Consider the following 23,865-nt stretch of genomic DNA (forward strand, 5'->3'; position numbering starts at 1 on the left):
CCATTTCTCTTTAAGGCGATGCGCCCTGGCGCACGCCTGGTCGGGCCTGCGGCCCTATGACCGAGCTCTAAGAGCGAGTCTCGTCGCGCATCGAGATCAAGTTCACAAAGAGATAGAAGGTAATCCCGTCCGATGGTAAGAGCCAATATGCGATGCGGCGAAGTTTGTTGCCTTGAGCGGAAATCAACGTGCAAGTAACCGGCTATTGTTCACTTGGGAAACAGCTTGTCCCGAATGTAGCGGGACGTCGGCGTTAGCCTGATCCGTCGCGGCTTGCGCCAGACCGCCTTGTCGATCTCCTTTGTGTCACCAATCTTCAATTGGCCGGACGCTTTCTTAGCCACGAAAACAGCATCGCTCATCTTGCGCCCAGATCGGCGGTTCGTGCCCTTCACTTCCTTCCAGAGCTTCAACGGTCCGAGTTTGATTTTCGGAAGTTCTTCCGCAACCTCTCGACGAAGGCACGCCCTGTCACTCTCACCGGCACGCTTGCGGCCGCCCGGAAACATCCAGAGCCCGTCGCGAGGGCGTCTGACAAGAAGCGCACGACCGTTCTTCGCAACGACAAGCTTTGAGGATTTCGCCATAACCCCTCAAATCGGTTTCACAATCCGAGATCTGTTTAGGCCGCTTGGGCCGCTAAGAGCAGTGACGCGGACCGCGTTCCTTCTCTTCACAAAAGGAACTATCACGATGTGGGGCCGAGCTTGCATGATCCTGAGCGATCTATCGCGCAAACGTTCGTATGTCTTGGAGAAAGATCTTTGAGCAGTTAAGTTTTGAACTGCTTCAAGGAAGAGCAAGCTGGCATCGGCGAGGCGTTCTCGGTTGGGCAAGCCGCTCGCCTCTCATTCGGCGATGGCGATAGATTTTCTCTATCTCTCGTATCGGACATGGTCTTCAGGTACTCTCGATGAGCAATTTGATCCGACTCCGCTACAACACAATGGCAGACGAAAGCCCGGGCGGGGAGTGGAAATGGCGCGTGATCTTGGAGAGAGATGGTGGATACGAGGAAGTTCTCGTAAAGAAGCTCTCGATTAACGTGCCTTCATTCTCTCAAGCAGACGAGATGCCTATTGTGGGACGCAAGTATCACATTGCTTGCTACGGCGAATTAACGATAAAAGACGGACACGGAACCATATGCAAACCCAGGTAAGGTCGCCTTGGTTCGGGCTGCTCTCCTTATCACTTATGTTTTCCGGTTTGGCTCCGGTACAGCGAAGGTCGCCGCGGTTACGCGGATCTGCTTACCGCACAGCCGCGCGGCGATGCTGTTCATGGTGGTCATCACGGCATATATCGGATTTGTGAAAACGTCTCATTTCGAGCCCCAGCCGGTGCCGTAATGGGCCCTGCTCCGAACAAGGTCTGATGACGGTAACTGTCCCTCATGGACGATGAGACAAAGACACGACTTTGAGTCGAACACATGGACTTCGATGCTCAAGGGACTTTCTGGCTAAGATGCAGGTCGGTCCAACAATGCGGAGATCACCCGCAATTAAACTGAATGACTGCCCAGGAACACCTTCACTCAAGCAAATTCAACTGCACACAGGTTCAGGCTGGCACGTATGACGTCGTCGGATAGACTGAGGACGATAAGGATCGTTCAATTATTTGTGCAATCCGTATGCTCTAAATAGAACGGCCCGCGGACACCCGCGCTGAACGTCTCGGCGGCGCCCAAAGCTTCAAGGAGGCGTGCTTTGGGGTCATTCCAGTCGCGTGTTGATCTCAGCGAGCCGAGCGCTATCGCATTACCGCATCCGCACGCATCGAACCCATGGACCGATTCTCCAACCTGGTAATCGTCCGAGATATGGAACAGCCGGGCGGCGTAGCCGACAAGGAACGTCCCGCCGTATTCAGCAGAATCCCTCGTCCTAGCAAAGCCGCCATACTTCATTCGAGCTCTCACGGCGTCGATGAAGTCGGTGACCATGTAAGTCATCACATCGACACCCACGCGCGGCCTGTTAGGATGGAAGCCAAACGCCAAAAGCTGTCCCATCCGGAATGAGCTGGTAAAGCCCATGACGAAATCACCGCTCCGGAATACCTTCCTGTCGTTGCGGACGACGAGAGAGTAGTTCGAGTCCAAACCGGCGCTATCGCCACCGATGTAAACAGTGCCTTTATTAACCAGTCCAACAATACACGTCATTGCGCCCCAATCTCCTCAGCTACGCTCCGGAAGCAAACTACGGTTCATCGTGAGAACGAATCAGGTCCCTTCTGACGCACTAAAGAACGACCTGATTTCATTTCAGTGGCTGGTCGACCACCGCGCCACGCCTTTGCATGTTCTACCTCATCATTCTAGATCAGAATCAGACGTGAAGTTTAATGAGGTCGTGCGCGTGAAATGACGGGGTCAATGGCGTTATCGTGTACAACGATGGACTTACCAGAAGTCACGACGGCCTTTGCAACGGCTCCCCTCGACTGGCAGTTCAGCATCGCCACCTTTGCGCTGCAGTCTGCTATTTAGACCGACACCCCGGTCTACATCGGTTCCATAGTTTCGCCGCACGGCGATCTCCGGGCTGACTTTGCATTTGCAGCGACGCAGGTCCGCTCAGAAGATAATCGTGGATGATGAGGTCCTGAACAAAGCAAGCAACGTACCAATCTGAATACGCATGTTTAAAGAAATTCGTAGAAGTTCGTCGCGTCAAAATCAAAAATAGCTCGCGATGTCGCCTCATCGCCCATCACCGACATGCCCTGGTCGCCCGGCGATGACTGGTTTTAGTGGTAAAGCGAACACGGCGAATTATGAGTAGGCGCCCTAGCGCCGATACAGATCCGGCTTGAATTCTTGCGGCGAGGGCGGGACAAAGCCGTGATCGTCGGGTTTGCAACAGACCGGACGCGGCATCCTGACAGTGCGAAGCGCATGCAGGCGTGTGGTCTTTGTATGGCTGAGCCGGATTCACCTCCCGGAGCCAGCGGGTATCATTGCAGAAGCTGCAGCGCGGTGAGGTAATGATGGATCCTCCCCGACACCATGAAAGAGCTGAATGTCGCCCCTTACCTTCGGCAGTTGACAAGATTACTCGATTTCGACGAACAGCTTCGGCGCAACCTAGATCGCCTCATGCTCGATGCGTTTGGTGTGGGCCTGGGTCTTGCGGATCAGCGGCGTCAGTAGTTTGTGGAGATCGGTGGCCGAGGCCTTGTCGAAGCCGTGGTCGACCTTGCCGGCGTAGAACATCTCGTCACCCGTACGCCGGCCAACATAAATGTCGCCACATTCATTGCCGTCCAGCGCAAAGCTCTCAATGATGCGTGAGCATATCGCCTGCACGCGGACTCTCTGAGTCAATTCTGTGCATGTCGGCTTTTACAACCCGATCGTGTGGGCGGATTAGGTCCTTCGAGATGAGATTTGCATCCCGCCTCGAGCAAAACGAGTGGCGCAGTCGATCGCTTCCGAGCCGACCTAAGGATGATGAGAAAGCCCAAGAAGAAGCTTGAGTGGCACGAGGCCGCGTACAAGACGGGACCGTCGCCCGACCCGCCTGGGGGAATACTGTGGAAGTTTGAGTCGGACCGAGAACAAACCTTGGTATAGGCTTTGTAGCCCATGCGATATCACCCGCTTACCTTTGTAGAGTTGAGCATCTGCCAGGTTGTCCATACTTTCGATTTCAAAGCTGAATCATTCGATCGAACGGGTCGAAGCCTTGAACTGACGCGATTCACCTAGACGGTTTTGCGCTCCATTCAGACTTGAGCACGAGTAAATGGAAGCACGTGAGCCCACCTCCACATCCTGAGGCGGACCTCAGGCTGATTACGCGCAAAAAGGACTTGGGTCTTATCTTGCGAAGGCGCTCCCTATTCGAGATCGCACTCAGCCAAGCGGGGTCGGCGTTCATCATAAGCAGCGAGAATGGAAGAAGCGGAAGGCTGAGCCTCTGCTTGGGAACATACGAGTCTTTAGAGCGGCCACTTCAGTTTCGCTTATAGCAGGGGCCTGGCCGCAGTTGCCGCTTTAATAACGATGGCTGTCGCGCGACTCGCTAGCGAGTTTGCGTCACCCTCTTTGAATGCGAGTCGAGATGACATTTACAGAGCTTTTCATCAAGCGTCCGGTTTTATCTATCGTCGTCAGTCTACTGATCTTGCTGATCGGCCTTCGCGCGGCCGCTGTTCTGCCAATCCGGCAGTATCCCAAACTGTCTAACACGGTCGTCAATATCACGACCTCCTATCCTGGCGCCTCCGCCGACATGATCCAGGGGTTCATCACCACTCCTCTGGAGCAGGCGGTCGCTTCCGCAGAGGGCGTCGACTATGTCACTTCCTCATCTGTGCTCGGTGCGTCGACGATCCAAGTCTACATCAAGCTCAATTTCGATCCCAACGAGGCACTCACCGAGGTGCTGTCTAAGGTCAATTCAGTCAAATCGTTAATCCCGAAAGAATCGAACGATCCGATCGTCACTAAGTCAAGCGGTCAGGCTACCGCTGTCATGTACATCGCCTTCTCCAGCGAGGAACTGACGGCCAGCGCGATCTCGGACTATCTCTCGCGCGTCGTGCAACCGGTTTTGTCGACCGTCGACGGCGTTGCGGCGGCTGACATCCTGGGCAGCCAAAGTTTTGCGATGCGGCTATGGCTCGATGCTGCGAAAATGGCGGGGCACGGCGTGTCGCCGGCAGATGTTTCGGCTGCAATCGCTGCCAACAACTTCCAGGCCGCGTCCGGTCAGACCAAGGGCTATTTCACTATCTCCGACGTCACGACAAACACCGACCTGCGGAGTGTCGATGACTTCAAGCGCATGGTCGTCAAAGCGAATGACGGCGGCTTTGTACGCATGGAGGACATTGCGGCAGTCGAGCTTGCCGCGCAGACCACAGACGTCAGCGTCTCCATGAACGGCGAGCACGCGGTCTTCATCGGTGTCCAGGCGAGCCCGCAGGGCAATCCGCTAAACATAGTGCGAGGTGTTCGGGCGCTGTTTCCAGAAATGGAACGCAACCTGCCGCCGGCACTGAAGATGAAAGTGGCCTACGATTCCACCAAATTCATTCAATCGTCGATCGATGAAGTGGAGAAGACGCTCATTGAGGCCGTCGTGATAGTGGTGGTGGTCATCTTTCTATTCCTGGCCTCGCTGCGGTCGGTCATCATTCCCGTCGTTACCATTCCGTTGTCGCTCATCGGTGTCTGCAGCATGATGCTGGCGCTGGGATTCTCATTCAATCTCCTTACCCTCCTTGCGATGGTACTCGCGATCGGTCTCGTGGTCGACGACGCGATCGTCGTGGTGGAGAACGTTCATCGCCATCTGGAAGAAGGTGCGCCGCCCCTCCAGGCTGCTGCGAGAGGCGCGCGCGAGATCGTGGGCCCCGTCGTCTCCATGACGATTACGTTGGCCGCCGTATACGCGCCCATCGGTTTTCTCGGGGGCGTCACCGGCGCGCTGTTCCGCGAGTTCGCGTTTACGCTGGCGGGGGCGGTGATCGTGTCGGGCGTGATCGCTTTGACGCTGTCGCCGATGATGTGCTCGGTCTGCCTGAAGAGCGCTGAGGAGGGGCGGTTTGCAAGAGTTGTGAACCGCGTGTTTGGCGCCACGACACGCTGGTACGGACGCAAGCTCGACCGCTCGCTCGACTATCGTCCGATTACCGGGCTGTTCGCCCTGACCATGCTGGGTCTCGTCGGTTTTCTCTATATGCACACTTCCAAGGAACTCGCGCCGGAGGAAGATCAAGGGATTGTATTCGCGCTAACCAAAGCGCCGAAATACGCCAACATCGACTACCTCAACTATTACGGCGCCAAGCTCGAAAAGGCGTTTCAGAAGTTTCCCGAGACCGATTTGAGCTTCGTGCTCAACGGCACTAGCGGCTCGCGGGGAGGGATGGCCGGCATGTTGCTCAAGCCTTGGGATGAGCGCAAGCGGTCATCGATCGCGCTAAAGTCCCTTGTCCAGGTCGAGCTGTCCAAAATCGAAGGTATTAACGCATTTGCGTTTAGCCTGCCTTCGCTTCCGGGAGGCACGGACGGGCTACCAGTGCAGATGGTGATCAATTCGACGCTAGGTTTCCAATCCGTCTATGAGCAGATGTCGAACCTGAAGGATGCCGCGCGCAAAAGCGGTCTGTTCATGGTCAGCGATTCTGACCTCGAGTTCAATCAGCCCGTGGTACGAATCAAGGTCGATCGATCGAAGGCCAACGATCTTGGCATCACCATGCAGAATATTGGTAATGCGCTCGCCACCCTACTTGGCGGAAACTACGTCAATCACTTCAATCTGCAAGGCCGTTCGTACCAAGTGATTCCGCAGGTGCCCCGCGAGCAACGCCTGGCCCCGGAAGCGATCGGAAACTATTATGTGAAGACCGCGAAAGGTTCGATGCTTCCGCTGTCTACCGTAGTCTCGGTGGAGACTGCGACTGATCCGAACGCACTCACGCACTACAACCAGCTCAACTGCGCGACCTTTCAAGCCGTGCCGATGCCCGGCGTTACGATCGGTCAGGCCGTGGACTTCCTGGAAGCGCAGGCAAAGAAACTGCCCGCAGGCTTCAGCCACGACTTCCTTGCCGACGCCCGGCAATATGTGCACGAGGGTAACCAACTGGCCATTACCTTCGCGTTTGCCCTTATCGTCATATTCTTGGTGCTTGCGGCGCAGTTCGAAAGTCTGCGCGATCCCCTCGTTATTATGATCAGCGTGCCGATGGCAATCGTCGGCGCCCTGATACCGCTATTTTTGGGCTGGGCGACGATCAACATCTACACCCAGGTCGGACTGCTAACGCTGGTCGGGTTGATTTCCAAGCATGGCATCTTGATGGTTGAGTTCGCCAATGAACTGCAGCTCAAGGAGCGACTTGACCGTCGCTCGGCTATAGAGATGGCGGCGCGCGTCCGGTTGCGTCCAATCTTGATGACGACGGCGGCGATGGTCACGGGCCTCATACCCTTGTTGACCGCAACGGGAGCTGGCGCCGCGAGTCGCTTTTCGATCGGGCTGGTGCTCGTCGCTGGCATGTCTATCGGCACGCTCTTCACTCTCTTCGTGCTGCCGGCGGTCTATGTCGCAATCGCGTCCGATCACCGAGCCGACGCGAGCGCCGGTCACGGGAAGAACGGCACAGAGGTTGAACTCACCGGCGCTGCTGATGTCCAGCTGGCCAAATAGTAACGACTAATCAATCCGCGTTCGCTCGATTGCTGCTCCGGATAGGGCGTTGTTCGCCGACCGCGGTGATTTTATCGACTCGAAATTCACGAGGGTACAAGGATGATGTCCAACTGCTGCGCCTGTTTTGACCCATCGTTTGCCCGAGGAGAAGGGCTGCACACTGCCAAAAATGCGGCCGCTTCATGATGCCGGTGTGGTCAGCGATAGAGCCTGGGACGGCCTCATGCTTTTCGCGTAACGAGATCGTCGCCACATGCTGCCCAGCTTGGCGAGCGTCAGGCGGCCGGCGAAGAACTTGTCAACGCTGAAAAGGTGATGTTGCTATTATCCCAACGTCTCTGGAGCGAATTGCTTTACTCCCGTCTGAGCGCCTCGCATTGCTAGTTGAAAACGACGACCTCTGGGTTGCAACGACCTTAGGGTTTAGTTGCCGACAGTTCAAGTCCACTGGGGACCGTTCGGAACTGGTCGTCAGGAGCCCCTCGCATCTACGACCGCCGCAGTCATGGCTTCGATACGAAAACCAGCGATCGACAAGCCGAAAAATAGACTGACACGTATTAGCTGAGTGATCGCGGTCGGGTAGGGGAAGTACAACGCAGCTTCATACAACCGAAGTCGATAATAAGAGAAACTAGCGCGCTTGGCCACGGCCAAAAACCAATGTGAAGGTCGCCGGAGCTGCGAAGCGAGGGCGGAATCTGCCGCAATCCTGATGACCAATGTCCACGTCTGATTCGCTGACGTGTGATCGGACGCGCTCCGGACTAGGAAGGTTAAGTAAATGCCTGAGTTTGATGGTGCTATGCTATTTTTGGCCGCAACAACTTGTTTTGCGGCCTTTGTAAATGGAGCCATTGGCTACGGTTTTTCGTCGCTCACTGTACCCCTTGCGCTGGTTTTCTACCCCAATCGCATTCTCAACCCGGCCATTGTTATCATCGAAGTCTTCGTCAACGTTTACGTCCTCTTCATCAATCTGAAGGGTGTGCCGGCGGTTTGGAGACGAGTGTTTCCCATCTTGCTTGGGCTCTTGCCAGGCATTGCGCTCGGGGGCTATGCGTTGGCCTCACTGCAGCCGGGCTGGATCAAATTCGCCACGTACACGATCATTTTGCCCCTGATCTTGTTGCAAGCCGCGGGCTGGCGCCGCCCTATCGAAGCGAGCTGGCTGATCGGTCTGCCATTCGGGTCGATGCTGGGCATCCTCTATTCGGTGACGACTATCTCCGGCCCGCCTTTGGCCATGCTGTTTAACAACCAGGGCCTCGTCAAAAACGAATTTCGCGCCGGTCTTGCCCTGGTTCGCGTAGTGGAATCGAGCGCAACTGCCTTTGTCTACTACAAGCTCGGCCTTTTCATTTCCGAAAGCGGCAGCCTGCTTTATGCCTTTATACCCAGTGTTTTGCTCGGCATCCCGCTGGGATCCTACGTCATTCGGCGGCTTGATCCGGAGATGTTTCGACGCATTTGCATGAGCTTTGATGCTTGGATCGTGGGATTCGGTCTGTCACGGGTGTTGATCGAGCTCGATCTCGTGCAGAACGGCTGGGCTTACAGCGTGATGACGGCGACAATACTGATCGATTTTTGCTTGCTATACTCATTCGTTACCACGCACAGTCCGACCTGGTCAGAACGACAGTCGCGGCGCTCCGCGGATATAAGCGCTTGAGGGATGCCGGCGACCAGCTCGCTATCGAACGCGCGCTTCCTGGACCTAACCAGATAGCAAAGGTAATTGATGACTGCACGCGATGCCGATGCTGCCCTTCTGGCGCCAACATAAATGGCAGGGAGGATTTGGTTGATTGCTCCATCACAACCCAGCGCTCCGACACCGGGAATTTGGAATCGCAGCTCTGATTTTCCGTCACGTTCGGATGATCTGCCGCGATCCGATGCCCCGGTATAGCGTAGAAGTTCCCCGCGGTCAGCTCCGGTCCTCCATGAATGTTCGTTGTATTGAGCTCAGGCGTAGCGCAGCGCCTTTGCGTTTTGTGAGAGCTTCCAGATTGACAGCAAATGCTGCCGGGGAGCTGACGGCCGTGTTCACGCGAGCTGTGGTGTTCTTCTCGAAGTAAACGCAAGGTCCGGGTGCCGTCGGCTTTGTGCGCTTTGCGACAAAGGCAACTCGAGCTGTTGCGCCTCTAACCGTCGGAACAAGCAAAGACTAGTGTCCTTCGTACGGCTAGCTATCCGAGAAAGATAGGCCAAACCGGTGTCCGGGGCTTGACGATCATTCCGCGTTGACGCTTGCCACTCCGGGAGTGGCTCGAGCTTTTGCGATGGCATCGCATTTGCAGGGATGAAAAATGCCAACGTGAGGCCATCATCGGACCGCTTGCAGGCGGCGCACACAGGATGAGGGGCGCCGCGCTCACCAGCCCGTTCTCTCAGGAGTGCCTGTGATACCATCTGCCAATTGGGCAGCCGGCCTGCTTGGGACGCGGCTTGCGTTTTTTGTTGCCGGATTTGGCCTCGCGGCGTGGGCGCCTTTGGTGCCGCTCGCCAAGGAGCGGCTCGCGGTAGATGACCGCATGCTCGGTCTTCTGCTGCTCTGTCTCGGAATGGGATCCGTTCTCGCTATGCTTTTGACCAGCGTGTCGAATGCGCGGTACGGCAGCAAGCCCATTATCTTCGTCGGTGGACTCGGCCTCGCGCTTATCCTGCCGTGGCTTGCTATCGCCGGAACACCTCTTGCGCTCGGTGCCACGCTGTTTGCGTTCGGCGTTTCACTGGGGGCGATCGATGTAGCCATGAACATCTATGCGATTGAACTGGAGCGCGCCACCGGCCGTCCATTGATGTCCGGCTTCCATGCCCATTACAGCATCGGCGAATTCACCGGCTCTGCTGCCGTGACTTTGTTCCTTTCGCTTCAGCTTGGTCCGCTTTTTTCAACGTTAGTCTGTTCGATGTTTATGATGATCGCGATTGTGTCGGCCTGGCCGCGGTTGACCGCGACGAGTGTAAGGCAGCAGGGGCCAGTGTTTGTCTTGCCCCATCGCAGTGTGGTGCTAATAGCTGCGCTCGCGGCTATTACGTTTCTTGTCGAAGGTGCAATGCTTGATTGGAGCGCTTTGCTTCTCGTTGGGCAAGATCTTCTCGCTGAGGCGCATGGAGGTCTTGGCTGTATGCTCTTCGCCATCGCGATGACTGCGGGACGTCTCGGCGGAGATGCCGTAGTGGAGCGAATCGGCGACCGTGCCACATTGATGCTCGGAACTCTACCAATCATGATAGGCTTCCTGGCTGTGGTCGCCGCGCCGGTTGCGGTGATTGCCATGGCGGGGTTCCTGCTTATTGGATTGGGTATTTCAAATGTTGTACCTGTGCTGTGTCGCCGCGCCGGCAAACAGAAGGTGATGCCGGTGGGCGTTGCAATCGCGGTCATCACGACAGCTGGCTACGCCGGTATACTGATGGGTCCCGCCAGCATCGGGCTCGTCGCACACATGACCGGCTTGCCTTTTGCGTTCGGCATGTTAGGCGCGCTCATGTGCATCGTCACGCTGTCGGCGCGGATGGTTATGGCCGAACCTCGCTAGGCCGCCGATCGAGAGGAAAAGGACACCGGCACGTTTCGAGCCAATGATCGGCTGCGGCGCCGGCGTTCAAGGCTGAGAGTCGATCAGATCTCAACCTGATAGCAGTAAAACGGCACTCTCGATCACAACCATTCCTCTGTTCCTGCGAGTTGGCTCGCTGAACCGTAGCTGGGATGTGCGTGTCACTTGGATGAATCGAACGTCCAACCGAGCGCTGCTGACGAAGAGCGTTGGGCAACGCGCGGCAAAGTTAATCGTTACGCGAGCGACGGGGCCAGCTAGGTGATACCCGTGTACGGATCCTCGGATGGGCCTGCTTACGCCACTTGTCGGGGACAAGCAGTGCCGTCCATTTGCTGTCGGCGAGATATGCCCGATACGCTAGCTGAATGCCATCTTCCAGCGCGGTCTGGGCATGCCAGCCGAGCCTGGCCAGACGACTGATGTCGAGCAGCTTGCGCGGCGTGCCGTCCGGGCGCGACGTGTCGAAGCTGATCTCACCGCGAAAACCGACGGCGGCCGCGACCATGAGTGCGAACTCGGCGATGGTGATGTCCTCGCCGGTGCCGATATTGACCAGTTCGGGCGATGAATAGGTCTTCATCAGATGGATGCAGGCGTCGGCGAGATCGTCGACATAGAGGAATTCGCGGCGCGGCGTGCCGGTGCCCCACACCGCGACGTTGCCGGCGCCCGAAACCTTGGCCTCGTGGAAGCGGCGGATCAGCGCGGCGACGACGTGGCTGTATTCGGGGTGATAATTGTCGCCGGGGCCGTAGAGATTGGTCGGCATCACGCTGATGAAATCGGCGCCGTACTGGCTGCGATAGGCCTCGGCCATCTTGATGCCGGCGATCTTGGCGATGGCATAGGGCTCGTTGGTCGGCTCCAGCGGGCCGGTCAGCATCGAATCCTCGCGCAGCGGCTGCGGCGCCAGGCGCGGATAGATGCAGGACGAGCCGAAGAACATCAGCTTCTCGCAGCCATTGGCGTGCGCCGCCTGGATCACGTTGCTCGAGATCGCCAGATTGTCGTAGAGAAATTCAGCCCGCAGCGTGTTGTTGGCGACGATGCCGCCGACCTTGGCGGCAGCGAGGAACACGGCCTGCGGCCGCTTGGCGGCAAACCAGGCGTTGACCGCGGCTTGGTCGCGCAAATCGACCTCGCTGCGCGACACCGTCAGGAGATCGGCCTCCTCGCGCGCCAGCCGGCGCATCAGCGCCGAGCCGACCATGCCGCGATGGCCGGCAACGAAGACCGTCTTGCCCTTCAGCTCAAACGCCGTGCTTGCCATTGGCCGCGTCCTGCCTGGCCTCGACGAGATCGCTGGCGACCATTTCCTTCACCAGCTGCGCGAACGGCGTCTTCGGCGTCCAGCCGAGCTTGGCGCGCGCCTTGCTGGCGTCGCCGATCAGAAGATCGACCTCGGTCGGGCGGAAATAGGTCGGATCGATCTGCACCAGGGTGTTGCCGGACGCCTTGTCGACACCGACCTCCTCGACGCCCTTGCCGCGCCATTCGATGCTGCGGCCGACCTCGGCAAACGCCAGCTCGACGAACTCGCGGACCGACCGCGTCTCGCCGGTCGCGAGCACGAAGTCGCCGGGCTCGTCGACTTGCAGGATCCTGTGCATGCCCTCGACATAGTCGCGGGCGTGGCCCCAGTCGCGCTTGGCGTCGAGATTGCCGAGATAGAGCTTGTTCTCGAGGCCGACCTCGATTCGGGCAACGGCGCGGGTGATCTTGCGCGTCACGAAGGTCTCGCCGCGGATCGGGCTCTCATGGTTGAACAGGATGCCGTTGCTGGCGAACATGCCATAGGCCTCACGGTAGTTCACCGTGATCCAGTAGCCGTAGAGCTTGGCGACGCCATAGGGCGAGCGCGGATAGAACGGCGTGGTCTCCTTTTGCGGCACCTCCTGCACGAGCCCGTAAAGCTCCGAGGTCGAAGCCTGGTAGAACCGCGTTTCCTTTTCCATGCCGAGGATGCGAATCGCCTCCAAGAGCCGCAGCACGCCGATCGCGTCGGCGTTGGCGGTGTATTCCGGGCTCTCGAAACTGACCTGGACGTGGCTCTGGGCGGCGAGGTTGTAGATCTCGGTCGGCCGGATCTGCTGCACCAGGCGGATCAGATTGGTCGAATCCGTCATGTCGCCATAGTGCATCAGGAACGGCACGTTGCCGGCATGCGGATCCTGGTAGAGATGGTCGACGCGCGCGGTGTTGAACGAGGACGACCGCCGCTTGATCCCGTGCACGGTGTAGCCGAGACCGAGCAGATATTCGGCGAGATACGCGCCGTCCTGCCCGGTCACGCCGGTGATCAGCGCAACGCGCCGCTTTGAGTCCTGAGCCGCCATTGTTTCTCTTAGTTCCGCCGGAACGAGGGCGCCCTTTCGAAACGCGATTTGCGGGGCCCTTTCACGATCTAGATGCGCAAGCGCGCACCACCCGCAATAAAAGGAAAGCGATCGTTACTCTAGTCATACACCTCACATAGAAATGCGCACTATATACATTGATTTATTCTCGACCGTACCATTCAGAGTCAAAAAGGAACGTCAGCTAACACGCGCGACCCACTTGACACCCGCGCAAACGAGCTGGACGAAACGCCGTACACGCAGACCCAGCTAGACGCGCTGATCCAGCGATGTTTCCTATGAGATGGATGCCGACGGTCTGTGTTCCTTATCCGTCTCCAGGTACATGCTGTATCCATTTGCGTGGGTCGGCCACGGCCGAATAGAGCGATGTGCTGAGGTGCGGTTGTCGACGCATTTATGGGGAATGACGGCGTGCAAGCCGGCACACAGTGAAGCTGCACACCAATATCGTATTCTACAAAGCGGCCCCACCTCCGAATAGAGCACGCGATCTGGGCGCTAGGGGCATCTACCTCTGCGCTTCTGCCAATAGTGCAGCTCGCGTAGGAAGTGGACGGTAGACGCAAGACAAAATGAGGAAGAGTAGCAAACGTCGGTATAGTTCTTCGAACGTTTCGATATCGAAAGCTTACGTCCGTACAATAGAGTGTTCGATGCCAATCGTATAGCTTACATCCGAGTATGATGAGCGTCTTAAGCCGTCCTAGAGCGGCTGCGTAAACACGCCGACACCCGGCCATGTGGAGAGTGCCGTGAGGCTGCATCCTTCTGTCCAATGGAGCGCGGCCGGTGCAAGCCTCTCGTGGATACCCTCGGTGAGGTGCGGGGACTCAGTGCCCCCACACCAGCTGCTAACCGGATCGGCCGCGTCGCCGCGCGTTCATCGGGAGTTTGAGCTGAAGAGCCGTGAATGGCTCATTAGCGACGATGAGCCAAATAAGACATGACGTTTTACTGTGAGACAACGGGTCTGTCGATCTGGTTCAAATGTCCTCAATCTATGAAGCCTGACGCCCTGCGCGATATATCCTCGCATTGGGGTTGTTGCGACGCCGGTTGTTATCGTCGCCATCGAGCAACGGATCTGTTTGTGCCGGGGTTAGATGCCGCACCAAGCCGCGCAAGCGCGCCTGCATATAGAGCCCACCTCGAAGCAGTCACGCCATTCGCGGCCGCATCGCAGTTTGTACTTGATAGCGGACAACCAGAGGCGGAGCGTGGCTGGGCGAGGCGATGATGGTTGAAAGACATAGAACTCACGCCTGTGAATGCGACGGTGACAGGCAACTGCATCAAATTCAGAACTTGATACCCATTCCCAACCGGGCGCGCGAAATTCGTGAAAATGCTCCTTTAGGGGACATTTGGCTTCTTGAACGTGGGCTGCATTGATCGATATGTGTGGAATAGTCGGCATCTTGGGACGTGGTCCGGTCGCTGGGCAATTGGTCGCTTCGCTCAGACGATTGGAATATCGTGGCTATGACTCCGCGGGCGTCGCGACGCTCGAAGGTCTCCGTATCGAGCGCCGGCGCGCTGAAGGTAAGCTGAGAAACCTTGAGGAGCGGCTGCGCGATTATCCGCCGTCGGGTCATAGCGGTATTGGTCACACTCGCTGGGCGACGCATGGAAAACCGACCGAGAGCAATGCTCACCCGCACGCAACGGAAAATGTCGCGGTCGTTCATAACGGGATCATTGAGAATTTCCGCGAACTGCGGGCCGAACTGGAGCGGAATGGAGCTCATTTCAGCTCAGAGACCGACACCGAGGTGGTGGCGCATCTCGTCGAATCGTATCTCAAGAATGGTTACTCGCCGCGGGATGCGGTACAAGCCTCGCTGCCACGACTGCGCGGAGCTTTCGCTCTGGCATTCCTGTTCAAAGGCCATGAGGATCTTTTGATCGGGGCGCGCAAGGGGTCGCCCCTTGCGATCGGACATGGTACCGGCGAAGTTTATCTGGGATCGGACGCGATCGCACTCGCGCCCTTGACTGATGCCATCACCTATCTTGAAGACGGCGACTGGGCCGTGCTTACCCGTACGATCTGCATGATCTATGGCGAAGACGGGGCTGTCGTGCATCGGGAAACATCAAAGTCTGGCGTGTCGTCACTCCTGGTGGACAAGGCGAACTATCGCCACTTCATGGCCAAGGAAATCCACGAGCAGCCGACAGCAGTCGGGCAGACATTGGCGCATTATCTCGATATGGCAGCCGAGCGCATAGCCCTGCCGCTCACACTACCGTTCGACTTTAATTTCATTCAGCGCATCTCAATTACGGCGTGCGGCACGGCAAGTTATGCCGGTTATATCGCCAAATACTGGTTCGAGCGGCTGGCGCGCCTGCCTGTCGAAATCGATGTTGCGTCCGAGTTCCGCTACAGGGAGGCGCCTCTGCGCCACGGTGATCTCGCGATCGTTATCTCGCAGTCGGGGGAAACCGCCGACACGCTGGCTGCGTTGCGCTATGCCAAGAGCCAGGGCCTGCACACGATATCCGTGGTCAACGTCCCGACGTCAACGATCGCACGCGAGAGCGAATCCGTGCTGCCGACACTGGCTGGTCCAGAAATCGGCGTCGCCTCCACCAAGGCATTCGTCTGCCAGCTGGCGGTGATGGCGGCGCTTGCCGTCGCAGCAGGCAAGGAGCGCGGCATGCTGTCCGAGATCGATGAATCGAAGCTCGTACGCGAGCTTATCGAAGTGCCGCGGCTGATTGCTGCGGCGCTGTTGGTCGAACCACAGATCGAGAAGCTCGCGCGTGATATCGCAAAGTCGAGCGACGTGCTCTATCTCGGCCGAGGCACATCGGCGCCCCTGGCGTTAGAAGGCGCGCTCAAGTTGAAGGAAATCTCCTATATCCACTCGGAAGGTTATGCCGCCGGCGAGCTCAAGCACGGACCAATCGCATTAATCGATGAGACTATGCCCGTGGTGGTGATCGCGCCTTACGACGACGTCTTCGAGAAAACGGTCTCGAACATGCAAGAAGTCGCCGCTCGAGGCGGCAACATTATTTTGATCACCGATGCGAAGGGCGCTTCGGACGCGACGGTGGATACGCTCATGACCATTGTGTTGCCAAACATGGCTGTAAGCTTTACGCCCATGGTTTATGCCATCGCGGTGCAACTGCTAGCCTATCATACGGCCGTGGTTATGGGGACGGACGTGGATCAGCCGCGTAATCTTGCAAAATCGGTCACTGTCGAATAGACGTCGCAGCAACGTCGACGTGCTCTCCCGCGGAAGTTCTGCGGATACAAGAACATGACAGATAATAGTCTGGCTCGCCGCCGCGTTCTGCCGGAGATTATGGAGACTGCGATCTGGGTATGGCTCCGGTCCGGCGCCAGGCTGATCGCGTCATGTGTCTCCGCCGCCGCCGTTCTCCTCCAGTGCGGCATCGAGATACTCGATCAGCGTATGTCCGGCGAAGGGCTTGGCCAAAAAGCCAGCCGCTCCTGCGCTCAGGGCTGAGGCGCGCACGCGGTCGTTGGGGAAGGCAGTAATGAAAATGAATGGCACACCGTAGCCACGGGTCCGCATTTCCGCGAGCAAGTCCAAGCCGCTCATAACCGGCATCTGCACATCCGTGATTACACAAGAGGTTTCGTTCAACCGCGGCGACCTCAAGAACTCCTCGGCGGACACAAACGTTTGAACGACGTAGCCACGCGATTTCAAAAGGTTCTCTGTCGCCGCACGGACCGATGCGTCGTCATCAACGACAGAAATCAAAGGCGTGGACAAGACAGGCCCTCCTGGCGCGGGACTAGCGACTGCCGAGGCATTAGCCATCCCTGGGCGAAAAGTGGGCTTGCGCGGTTAAATTGTAAAATCATACTTAGGTTTGTTCGGGACGGTTAGCACGGAGTCCCAGCGTCTCAGTCATCCTGATCAAATCCGCCAGCGACCGGGCCCGCATCTTTTTCATCACGTGTCCCCGATAGATCTTGACCGTAATCTCGGCGAGCCCCAGCTCGGCAGCTATCTGCTTGTTCATCAAGCCGGTAGCGACTAGTTTCATAACCGCCTGCTCGCGCGGGCTGAGGGTCTCAAATAGGGACTTGAGATTCACGACGGTCTGCTCGGCTGCCCGTCTTTTGCGATCGCGTTCGGTCGCCGCGATCACAGCGTCCAGTAGTTCCTGATCGCGAAACGGTTTTGTGAGAAAATCGACCGCTCCACCCTTCATGGCCCTGACGCTCATGGGAATGTCGCCATGGCCTGTAATGAAGATGATGGGAATATGAATGTTCGACTTGGCTAGCTCAGTCTGGAACTCAAGGCCGCTCAAGCCGGGCAGCCGGACATCAAGAACCAGGCAGCTAACGACGTCCGGAAGTTTGCTCTGCAGCATTTCTCGGGCCGATCCGAATGCAACGACGTCCAGGCCGACGGATTGAAAAAGGTTTGTAAGCGACCGACGCATCGAGACATCATCTTCGACAATGAAGACAATCGCATTTGCCGATGCCTCGGCTCTGCTGCCTTCGCGCTGGGAGTTTGAGCGTTCGTTCACGACACCACCTCCTTGTGCAACGGCAGGTCAAACCGAAAGCTCGCTCCGGGTCCCTGCCTGTGGACGATTGAAAGACGCCCTCCGTGAGCTTCCACAATCGAGCGGCAGATCGAAAGGCCCATGCCAAGGCCGCTCGATTTTGTCGTGAAGAAGGGGTCTAACACCCGATCGGCGTCATTCTCCGAGATGCCGACGCCATTATCAGTCACCGCAAGCCGCACGTGTTCCATATCGTCCCTAGATGACTGGATCACCAGTTCGCGCGTCCTGTCCGTAACTGCGTCCATAGCTTCGATCCCGTTCATCACCAGATTGATCATCACCTGCTGCAGCTGAATCCGGTCGCCCAGAACCGCCGGCAGCGCTGCCGTCAGCTCGGTTTTCAGTGTCACTTGGTGGCTAACCAGCTCACGATTCACCAGCGCAATGACATCCTTAACGACGTCATTGATGTCGAGCGGAAGCATTTCGATCTCGCCCTTCTTCGCAAGCGCGCGAACGCGACGGATCACCTCGCTTGCCCGGATTGCGTCTTCGATTATCCATTCAACGGATGAGCGCGCAGCGGAAAGATCAGGAGTTTTGCGGCCCATCCAACCTAGGCACGCGTCGGCGTTGCTGATAATCGCGGCGAGTGGCTGGTTGATTTCGTGGGCGATGGAGGTGGTCAGCTCTCCTAACGTCGTCACGCGCGTCACATGCGCGAGCTCCGCCTGTGCCTTCCGCAGCTCTTGTTCAGCCTGGTCTGCGCGGATAATAGCGGTGATGTCGGTGCTGACGCCACGGTAGCCAAGAAAATTGCCGCTTACGTCAAAAAATGGCTTACCGCTCGTCCGGACGTAGATCGGACATCCCATCCGGTTGACAGTGCGATAGACCAAATCACGAAATGGCAGATGTGCCTCTAGCCTTGCACGATGTTGCCGCCATTTCTCAGGTTCGTCTTCCAAGTCGCAAGCAATGTCCCAACGCGGCAGACCCAGGAGGCCTGTGGCAAGGATTCCCGCAGCGCTGGTATGTTCCGATAAGTGAGTGACTTTATGGTCTGGCCCGGTCTCCCAGAGCCAGTCGGAAGCTGTTTCAGCGTAGTCGCGAAAGCGCTGCTCGCTTTCGCGCAGCGCAGCAAGTGTGCTTTCCAGGCGTTCTCTGGCCGCGTATTGCTCAGTGACATCCATATGTGTCCCAATGAGCTCGCCGATATTGCCGTCGCTGCCAACCACGACATGGGCCACAGAATGTATGTGCCTCATCGAGCCATCCGGGAGCAAAATTCGAAAATCATATTCGAAGCGGTTTTGCTTGCCGTCTCTCGCAAGTCGCTGCACGTCCTGAAGCCGCGGCAGGTCGTCCGGATGTATCCGCGAACGAATAGTCTCTATGGACACGGTCTCTTGCGGGTCGAAGCCGAAGAGACGATTCACTTCGGCGGAGCGATACACAAAATCGACTCCGTGGACGTCCCATGACCAACTGCCAGTATGACTGAGATGCTGGGCTTCGGCCAGATAGGCCTCGCTGCGGCGTAGCTGCTGCTCTACTTGCTTTGTAACTGTGATATCCGTCGCTGCCCCGACAAACTCGATTTCGCCAGAGGCGGTTGTCGTCGCTCGCGCCCGCGCGCGGATGTGCTTCACCGAGCCGTCCGGTAGCAGCAATCGGTATTCATGCTCGAACTCCTGCGGGTCTTGCATCGCTCGATCGATCGTCTGTTGGACGGAAGCTCGATCTTCCGGGTGCGTGCGCTCGACGACGAGTTGCGGGCTCGGTATCGTCTTCGGATCCAACTGGAAAATTCGAAAAAGCTCTTTTGACCAAAAAACCTCGCCAGTGGCGAAGTTCCAGCCGAAGCTGCCTGTGTGGCTCAACTCCTGCGCTTGAGCCAAATGGGCTTCGCTGCGCTGTAGGGCAAGCTCCGTCTGCCGTTTTTCGGTGATATCTTCGCAGGATATCAGGACAACCGGCTTGTCATCGGCCCAAAGCATGGCTTTGGCATTTTCTCGCACCCACAGGACCACGCCGTCTTTTCTGACTTTTTGGGCGTCCCAGGTTTGCGATTGACCGATATCTTCAAGGCATCTGCGAATGCATGTGCGTGCGAACTCGCGATCCTCCTCCAGAAAGAGCCTCAGAACGGATTGACCGATGAGTTCGGAGCGCGCATAGCCGAGGTGTGTCGCGCCGAACGTATTGACGTTGAGGATGGTACCGGCTTCGTCGACCATGACGTACATGGCCGGATTGTGCTCAAAGATTGCGCGCCACCGCTTTTCACGGTCCTTCAAATCGGCCGTGCTGCGCCGGAGTTCGGCCGCAGTCTCATGCGCAGCCTCTCTTTCCTGGCGGATTTTTCCAATCAGGTGTGTTCCGACAATCGAGACGGTAAAGAATGCGACAACCACCAGAAGAACTTGAGGGTCATCGATCCGCAGACTAAACGCCGGCGGTGCAAAGTAATACGCCAAAGCAGCGATAGCTAAGACCGAAAGCGCGGATGAGGCGATAAAGCTGCCGATCAATGAAAACAGCAATATAACCAGCAAATAGCCGAACGCCGTCGCAGCGAAATGTGTTTGAAGGTACAAGGAAGCTAGCGTCACCACCGCCAGCGTTATGCTGCCGAAAGTAAACTGCGTGGCAGAACGTTTGAAGTTATTGATCTGGTTATACATTCTTGGACCGTCCGGCCTTTCTCCGGCGGGAGAGTTATAACATTTTAGGCAAAAATGGGGCAATTCTTTCCGCTCCACGCTCAAGAGCGGTTCCGGGTAAATTGCTTACAGCTGAACTCAGCACGTGCCGAAGAAACGCGCATTACAAACGTAGGTATAGTTGTTCTAAACCTTTCCAAATGGCGCGCCGACGTGCGTACAATCGAGGCTCAGATGTCTGTTTTCTTTCACTGCGATAGCCCTTTGGCAGGCGCGCGCGGCTGTGGAGGCCGCGGCCGAGCACAACTGTATGCGGCCAAGGCACGTCCAGCGGCGGGGTAGCTGCGAGCCGCGGGTCTGCCAGGACGTGACGCTGAACAATGAGACGCCCGTCGTTGAATATCTAAAGAGCGCCGACAAGCAGTGGAGCACCGTGAGTTTGCTCAATGCGATCCATCTCGACCTGGTGAAGGTGCCGATCTGGTTCACGAGTCATCACTGCCGCAGCATCGGTGGACGAGGCCAGTTCGCTGGCCACGCGCCAAGCCGTTTCATGGATAGATCCAGTAACTTTGCCCGTCAGGCCCGGCCAGGTTCGGTCGGAATCGTATAGTCTGTCCCGGCCGACCTTACGCCGTCATCTGGATCGCTTTGGGGCACGACACCGAGTCGTGGTACGACCCGCAGATTCCGCGAGAAGAACTCCGGCTCGCAGTTCATTCGGCTGTGCCGATTTGAACTGCGAAAAATTCGGAGTTGGCTACGCTCAGTTCGAGCGTGCCTTGAAATCACGGACAGGACCTGGAGCCTATATCCTTGAGCTTCGTGTATCGGCACCGGCGGTGGGCTGCTCGAGCCGGGCATGTAGGGTCGCGTCGTCGAGCTCGCCTTCCCACCAGGACACGAACACAGCGGCGATGCCATTGCCAGTGATGTTGGTAAGGGCTCGCACCTCGCTCATGAACTTGTCGATCGAAAATACGATCGCCATGCCCGGCACCAATGCCGGGTTGACCACCGACAATGTCGCGGCGAGTGTAATGAAGCCTGCGCCGGTGACGCCGCTTGCTCCCTTCGAGGTCAGCATTGCCACGAGCAAGATCGTGAGCTGCTGGCCAAAGGTCAGATCGACCCCGAGTGCCTGGGCAATGAACAATGTCGCAAGCGTCATATAAATGTTGGTGCCGTCGAGGTTGAAGGAGTAGCCGGTTGGCACCACGAGGCCGACCACGGGCTTTGAGCAGCCCAGCCGCTCGAGCTTCTCCATCAATTGCGGCAGCGCGCTTTCCGAGGACGAGGTGCCAAGCACGATCAGAAGCTCGTCCTTAATATAGATAATGAACTTGAAGATCGAAAAGCCGACGATCCGCGCGATCAGGCCGAGCACGACGACCACAAATATCGCGGCCGTCGCATAGAACAGTACGATCAGTCCGATCAGATTACCGAGCGCCGCCGGCCCGAACTTGCCGATTGTGAAGGCCATCGCGCCGAACGCGCCGATCGGGGCGGCTTTCATGATGATGGCAATCACGCCGAACACTGCGTGCGCGACGTCGTCAATCATGCCGCGCAGTCGTTCTCCACGCTCGCCCAGCGCCATCAGCGAAAAGCCAAACAGAATCGCGAACAGGAGCACTTGCAGAACATCGCCGCGGGCGAGGGCGCCGACCACCGTATCGGGAATGATATTGAGAAAAAAATCGACGGTCTTCGAGGCTTCCGCCTGCTTGACATAGTTGGCGACCGCCGCAGCGTCCGGTTTGACCGCAAGACCATGGCCGATTTGGACCAGATTGCCCATGACAAGGCCCAACACCAAGGCAAAGCTCGATACGATCTCGAAATAGACCAGCGCTTTAACGCCGACGCGCCCGACTTTCTTTGCATCCTGGATATGTGCGATCCCGGATGCGACGGTGCAGAAGATGATCGGTGCGATCACCATCTTGATCAGCTTGATGAAGCCATCACCAAGCGCCTTGACCCAGTCGTTGGTCGCGACCGACGGCCATAGCCAGCCGACGATGGCGCCAATCACGATCGCGATCAACACCTGAACGTAGAGAATTTTATACCAAGTCTGCGACGCGCGCGCGGGCGCCGCAGTTGCCATGGTGGTCATGACGCTTCCTTCCCGAATACACTCGAATGCGAGCCGCTGCGTCGTTCAGAGGCGACGGCATCATTCGAGGCTGTCATTTTAGCCGTGTCCGATTGAAGACGATTCCGGGAGCCGGCGCGTCATTCCAAAGGCAGGCGTTCAGTTACGTTATCGTTTTTCGTCAAGCAAGATCCGCACCAGAGCCAACCTGCAGTCGATCGAGTCGCCATCGGATAAGCACCTGTCTTCTGACGGGTCTTTGAATCTTCGAACGGCATTTGTGAGGTCGATCGAGAAGGCGTTGCTCAGCGTCATGCCGCCTTTTGCTGGCAAGTGTCCCGAGGCACCTCTTGGCATAGAAATCCTAGAGTGATCAGTACCCTTCAAGTGCGCGACTTGATGCAACAGTACGTTACATTGGTAAAATTGATTGTTTGGATCGTAGGCATCCAGGCGATGGAAGCGTGCGACATCTAGAGGGCCGGTCGATGTGAGGTCGTATCGGCATCGGCGCTCGCCGAGCCGATAGCGTTACGATGGGGTTCTCGACTCGATCATTCTGCTCTGAACTCTTTGCCAGGCAGCACGAGACCAACTTATTCTTGCTGCAGATATACGGGCGAGCTCGAATCGAGTTACGACAATCGGATGGCGGTGAATGTGCTCCAGTATGGTCCGGTAAGACCGATGGTTCGGCAGAATTTCTGCGCATCATCCGCATTGTGAAGGTCGCCCGATCAGCTTGCCATGTCCATGATTGTCCAAGGTCGTAGGCTGGACGGTCGCTAGATAATGGACGAGCGCTAGATAGGAGTGAGCTTTGCCACCACGAATAGCGCTTTCTACTTGGGGTGCCGAAAGTCGCTTCATCGATATTCGGTATCCCTCCAGGGAGCGCGCTTCTCCATGATGATGGCGCGATAGTGCCGCCGTTCGCGGCCGGCCTCTCACCTGGAGCTCTCAAATGCCCTATTTGATGTCAGATCCATCCACCCGGTTCCTGCGTACGCCGGAGGCTGCGCGTTATCTTAGCCTATCCGGCCGCACGCTCGAAAAGCACCGCACGTATGGCACGGGGCCAGCGTATCGAAAGATCGGCGGTCGCGTCATCTACGCACTGGATGATTTGAGAGCATGGGCCGATCTCGGCACCAAGACGTCGACGTCTGATCCCGGCAAGGGAACTGTGCTGCCGGCCAAGAAGCCCCAATCCGGCGTCCCTTCGCAGGCCAGGAATCTCGCCGATAGCCGAGGCTGCGACAGTGCAGGGACTAGATGCAGCGGGTGTGCACGATGGCGAGCTTGGATTCATCCGCTAGCAGTTTTGGTGCGTCGCAAAAAATCTTCACCGAAGCGGAGCCCGACCGAGCCGCTTGGGACCATTACTGTATACAGAAATTCCATTGTAAGCCCGCATATTCGTCACTTTTTTGGCCCCTTTCAAATTTATGTATACAGTCG

Annotated in this window: 14 protein-coding genes and 1 pseudogene; 6 read left to right on the plus strand and 9 right to left on the minus strand. The window is 57.3% G+C overall.

Going from position 1 to position 23,865, the window contains the following annotated elements:
• Positions 1 to 209 precede the first annotated feature (209 nt).
• From ACE10X_RS08920 to ACE10X_RS08930, 3 genes are all read right to left on the minus strand, one after another.
• Positions 210 to 587, minus strand: coding sequence for an NUDIX hydrolase (locus ACE10X_RS08920; protein WP_028343458.1), 378 nt, complete (start codon positions 585 to 587; stop codon positions 210 to 212).
• A 1,031-nt stretch (positions 588 to 1,618) separates the two neighbouring features.
• Positions 1,619 to 2,173, minus strand: a complete 555-nt coding sequence (locus ACE10X_RS08925) for a hypothetical protein (RefSeq protein ID WP_016848004.1) — start codon at positions 2,171 to 2,173, stop codon at positions 1,619 to 1,621.
• 924 nt (positions 2,174 to 3,097) lie between these two features.
• Positions 3,098 to 3,319, minus strand: coding sequence for a hypothetical protein (locus ACE10X_RS08930; protein ID WP_028343459.1), 222 nt, complete (start codon positions 3,317 to 3,319; stop codon positions 3,098 to 3,100).
• Positions 3,320 to 4,076: 757 nt separating this feature from the next.
• On the opposite strand from ACE10X_RS08930, the gene ACE10X_RS08935 reads away from it, so the two are divergent.
• From ACE10X_RS08935 to ACE10X_RS08945, 3 genes are all read left to right on the plus strand, one after another.
• Positions 4,077 to 7,178 carry a multidrug efflux RND transporter permease subunit gene (locus ACE10X_RS08935; protein WP_028343460.1) on the plus strand — a complete coding sequence of 1,034 codons (3,102 nt, stop codon included), beginning with the start codon at positions 4,077 to 4,079 and terminating at the stop codon, positions 7,176 to 7,178.
• Between the two features lie 787 nt (positions 7,179 to 7,965).
• Positions 7,966 to 8,856 carry a sulfite exporter TauE/SafE family protein gene (locus tag ACE10X_RS08940; RefSeq protein ID WP_016848000.1) on the plus strand — a complete coding sequence of 297 codons (891 nt, stop codon included), beginning with the start codon at positions 7,966 to 7,968 and terminating at the stop codon, positions 8,854 to 8,856.
• Positions 8,857 to 9,592: 736 nt separating this feature from the next.
• The gene (locus tag ACE10X_RS08945; RefSeq protein ID WP_028343461.1) at positions 9,593 to 10,732 is read left to right on the plus strand and encodes an MFS transporter; all 1,140 of its coding nucleotides are present in this window, start codon (positions 9,593 to 9,595) and stop codon (positions 10,730 to 10,732) included.
• A gap of 250 nt (positions 10,733 to 10,982) precedes the next feature.
• Here the strand turns inward: ACE10X_RS08945 and ACE10X_RS08950 are convergent, their stop codons facing one another.
• Together ACE10X_RS08950 and gmd are read right to left on the minus strand one after the other, a co-directional pair.
• Positions 10,983 to 12,026 carry a GDP-L-fucose synthase gene (locus ACE10X_RS08950; RefSeq protein ID WP_129964833.1) on the minus strand — a complete coding sequence of 348 codons (1,044 nt, stop codon included), beginning with the start codon at positions 12,024 to 12,026 and terminating at the stop codon, positions 10,983 to 10,985.
• Positions 12,007 to 13,092 (minus strand): GDP-mannose 4,6-dehydratase, encoded by a 1,086-nt coding sequence (gmd, locus tag ACE10X_RS08955; RefSeq protein WP_038380137.1) that lies wholly within the window; start codon positions 13,090 to 13,092, stop codon positions 12,007 to 12,009. Before gmd ends, ACE10X_RS08950 begins: the two co-directional genes overlap by 20 nt.
• A gap of 1,424 nt (positions 13,093 to 14,516) precedes the next feature.
• Between gmd and glmS the strand changes: the two genes are divergently transcribed.
• Entirely contained in the window at positions 14,517 to 16,343 is a 1,827-nt protein-coding gene (glmS, locus tag ACE10X_RS08960) for a glutamine--fructose-6-phosphate transaminase (isomerizing) (RefSeq protein ID WP_028344267.1), read from the plus strand.
• Between the two features lie 150 nt (positions 16,344 to 16,493).
• Here the strand turns inward: glmS and ACE10X_RS08965 are convergent, their stop codons facing one another.
• Genes ACE10X_RS08965 through ACE10X_RS08975 form a run of 3 tightly spaced genes read right to left on the minus strand, consistent with a single transcriptional unit; the run spans position 16,494 to position 20,321 of the window.
• The gene (locus tag ACE10X_RS08965; protein ID WP_050999497.1) at positions 16,494 to 16,928 is read right to left on the minus strand and encodes a response regulator transcription factor; all 435 of its coding nucleotides are present in this window, start codon (positions 16,926 to 16,928) and stop codon (positions 16,494 to 16,496) included.
• Between the two features lie 46 nt (positions 16,929 to 16,974).
• Entirely contained in the window at positions 16,975 to 17,652 is a 678-nt protein-coding gene (locus ACE10X_RS08970; RefSeq protein ID WP_018269894.1) for a response regulator transcription factor, read from the minus strand.
• Complete coding sequence (locus tag ACE10X_RS08975) at positions 17,649 to 20,321, minus strand: PAS domain S-box protein (RefSeq protein ID WP_016839799.1); 2,673 nt, start codon at positions 20,319 to 20,321, stop codon at positions 17,649 to 17,651. The genes ACE10X_RS08970 and ACE10X_RS08975 overlap by 4 nt, the downstream gene beginning before the upstream one ends.
• 346 nt (positions 20,322 to 20,667) lie before the next feature.
• Here ACE10X_RS08975 and ACE10X_RS08980 point away from each other — a divergent pair, with 346 nt between their 5' ends.
• Positions 20,668 to 20,913, plus strand: coding sequence for a hypothetical protein (locus ACE10X_RS08980; protein WP_125459344.1), 246 nt, complete (start codon positions 20,668 to 20,670; stop codon positions 20,911 to 20,913).
• A gap of 195 nt (positions 20,914 to 21,108) precedes the next feature.
• Here ACE10X_RS08980 and ACE10X_RS08985 read toward each other — a convergent pair whose 3' ends face one another.
• Complete coding sequence (locus tag ACE10X_RS08985) at positions 21,109 to 22,425, minus strand: dicarboxylate/amino acid:cation symporter (RefSeq protein ID WP_016839801.1); 1,317 nt, start codon at positions 22,423 to 22,425, stop codon at positions 21,109 to 21,111.
• 955 nt (positions 22,426 to 23,380) lie between these two features.
• Here ACE10X_RS08985 and ACE10X_RS08990 point away from each other — a divergent pair.
• Positions 23,381 to 23,652, plus strand: a pseudogene (locus ACE10X_RS08990) (helix-turn-helix transcriptional regulator).
• Positions 23,653 to 23,865 lie beyond the last annotated feature (213 nt).

It is taken from the genome of Bradyrhizobium sp. Pha-3, assembly GCF_042258325.1.
Taxonomy (GTDB): domain Bacteria; phylum Pseudomonadota; class Alphaproteobacteria; order Rhizobiales; family Xanthobacteraceae; genus Bradyrhizobium; species Bradyrhizobium elkanii.

Coding starts and splice junctions, on each gene's coding strand:
- glmS (WP_028344267.1), top strand. CDS start 14,517: ATGTGTGGAATAGTCGGCATCTTGGGACGTGGTCCGGTCGCTGGGCAA.
- ACE10X_RS08975 (WP_016839799.1), bottom strand. CDS start 20,321: ATGTATAACCAGATCAATAACTTCAAACGTTCTGCCACGCAGTTTACT.
- ACE10X_RS08950 (WP_129964833.1), bottom strand. CDS start 12,026: ATGGCAAGCACGGCGTTTGAGCTGAAGGGCAAGACGGTCTTCGTTGCC.
- ACE10X_RS08925 (WP_016848004.1), bottom strand. CDS start 2,173: ATGACGTGTATTGTTGGACTGGTTAATAAAGGCACTGTTTACATCGGT.
- ACE10X_RS08935 (WP_028343460.1), top strand. CDS start 4,077: ATGACATTTACAGAGCTTTTCATCAAGCGTCCGGTTTTATCTATCGTC.
- ACE10X_RS08965 (WP_050999497.1), bottom strand. CDS start 16,928: ATGGCTAATGCCTCGGCAGTCGCTAGTCCCGCGCCAGGAGGGCCTGTC.
- ACE10X_RS08940 (WP_016848000.1), top strand. CDS start 7,966: ATGCCTGAGTTTGATGGTGCTATGCTATTTTTGGCCGCAACAACTTGT.
- gmd (WP_038380137.1), bottom strand. CDS start 13,092: ATGGCGGCTCAGGACTCAAAGCGGCGCGTTGCGCTGATCACCGGCGTG.
- ACE10X_RS08985 (WP_016839801.1), bottom strand. CDS start 22,425: ATGACCACCATGGCAACTGCGGCGCCCGCGCGCGCGTCGCAGACTTGG.
- ACE10X_RS08920 (WP_028343458.1), bottom strand. CDS start 587: ATGGCGAAATCCTCAAAGCTTGTCGTTGCGAAGAACGGTCGTGCGCTT.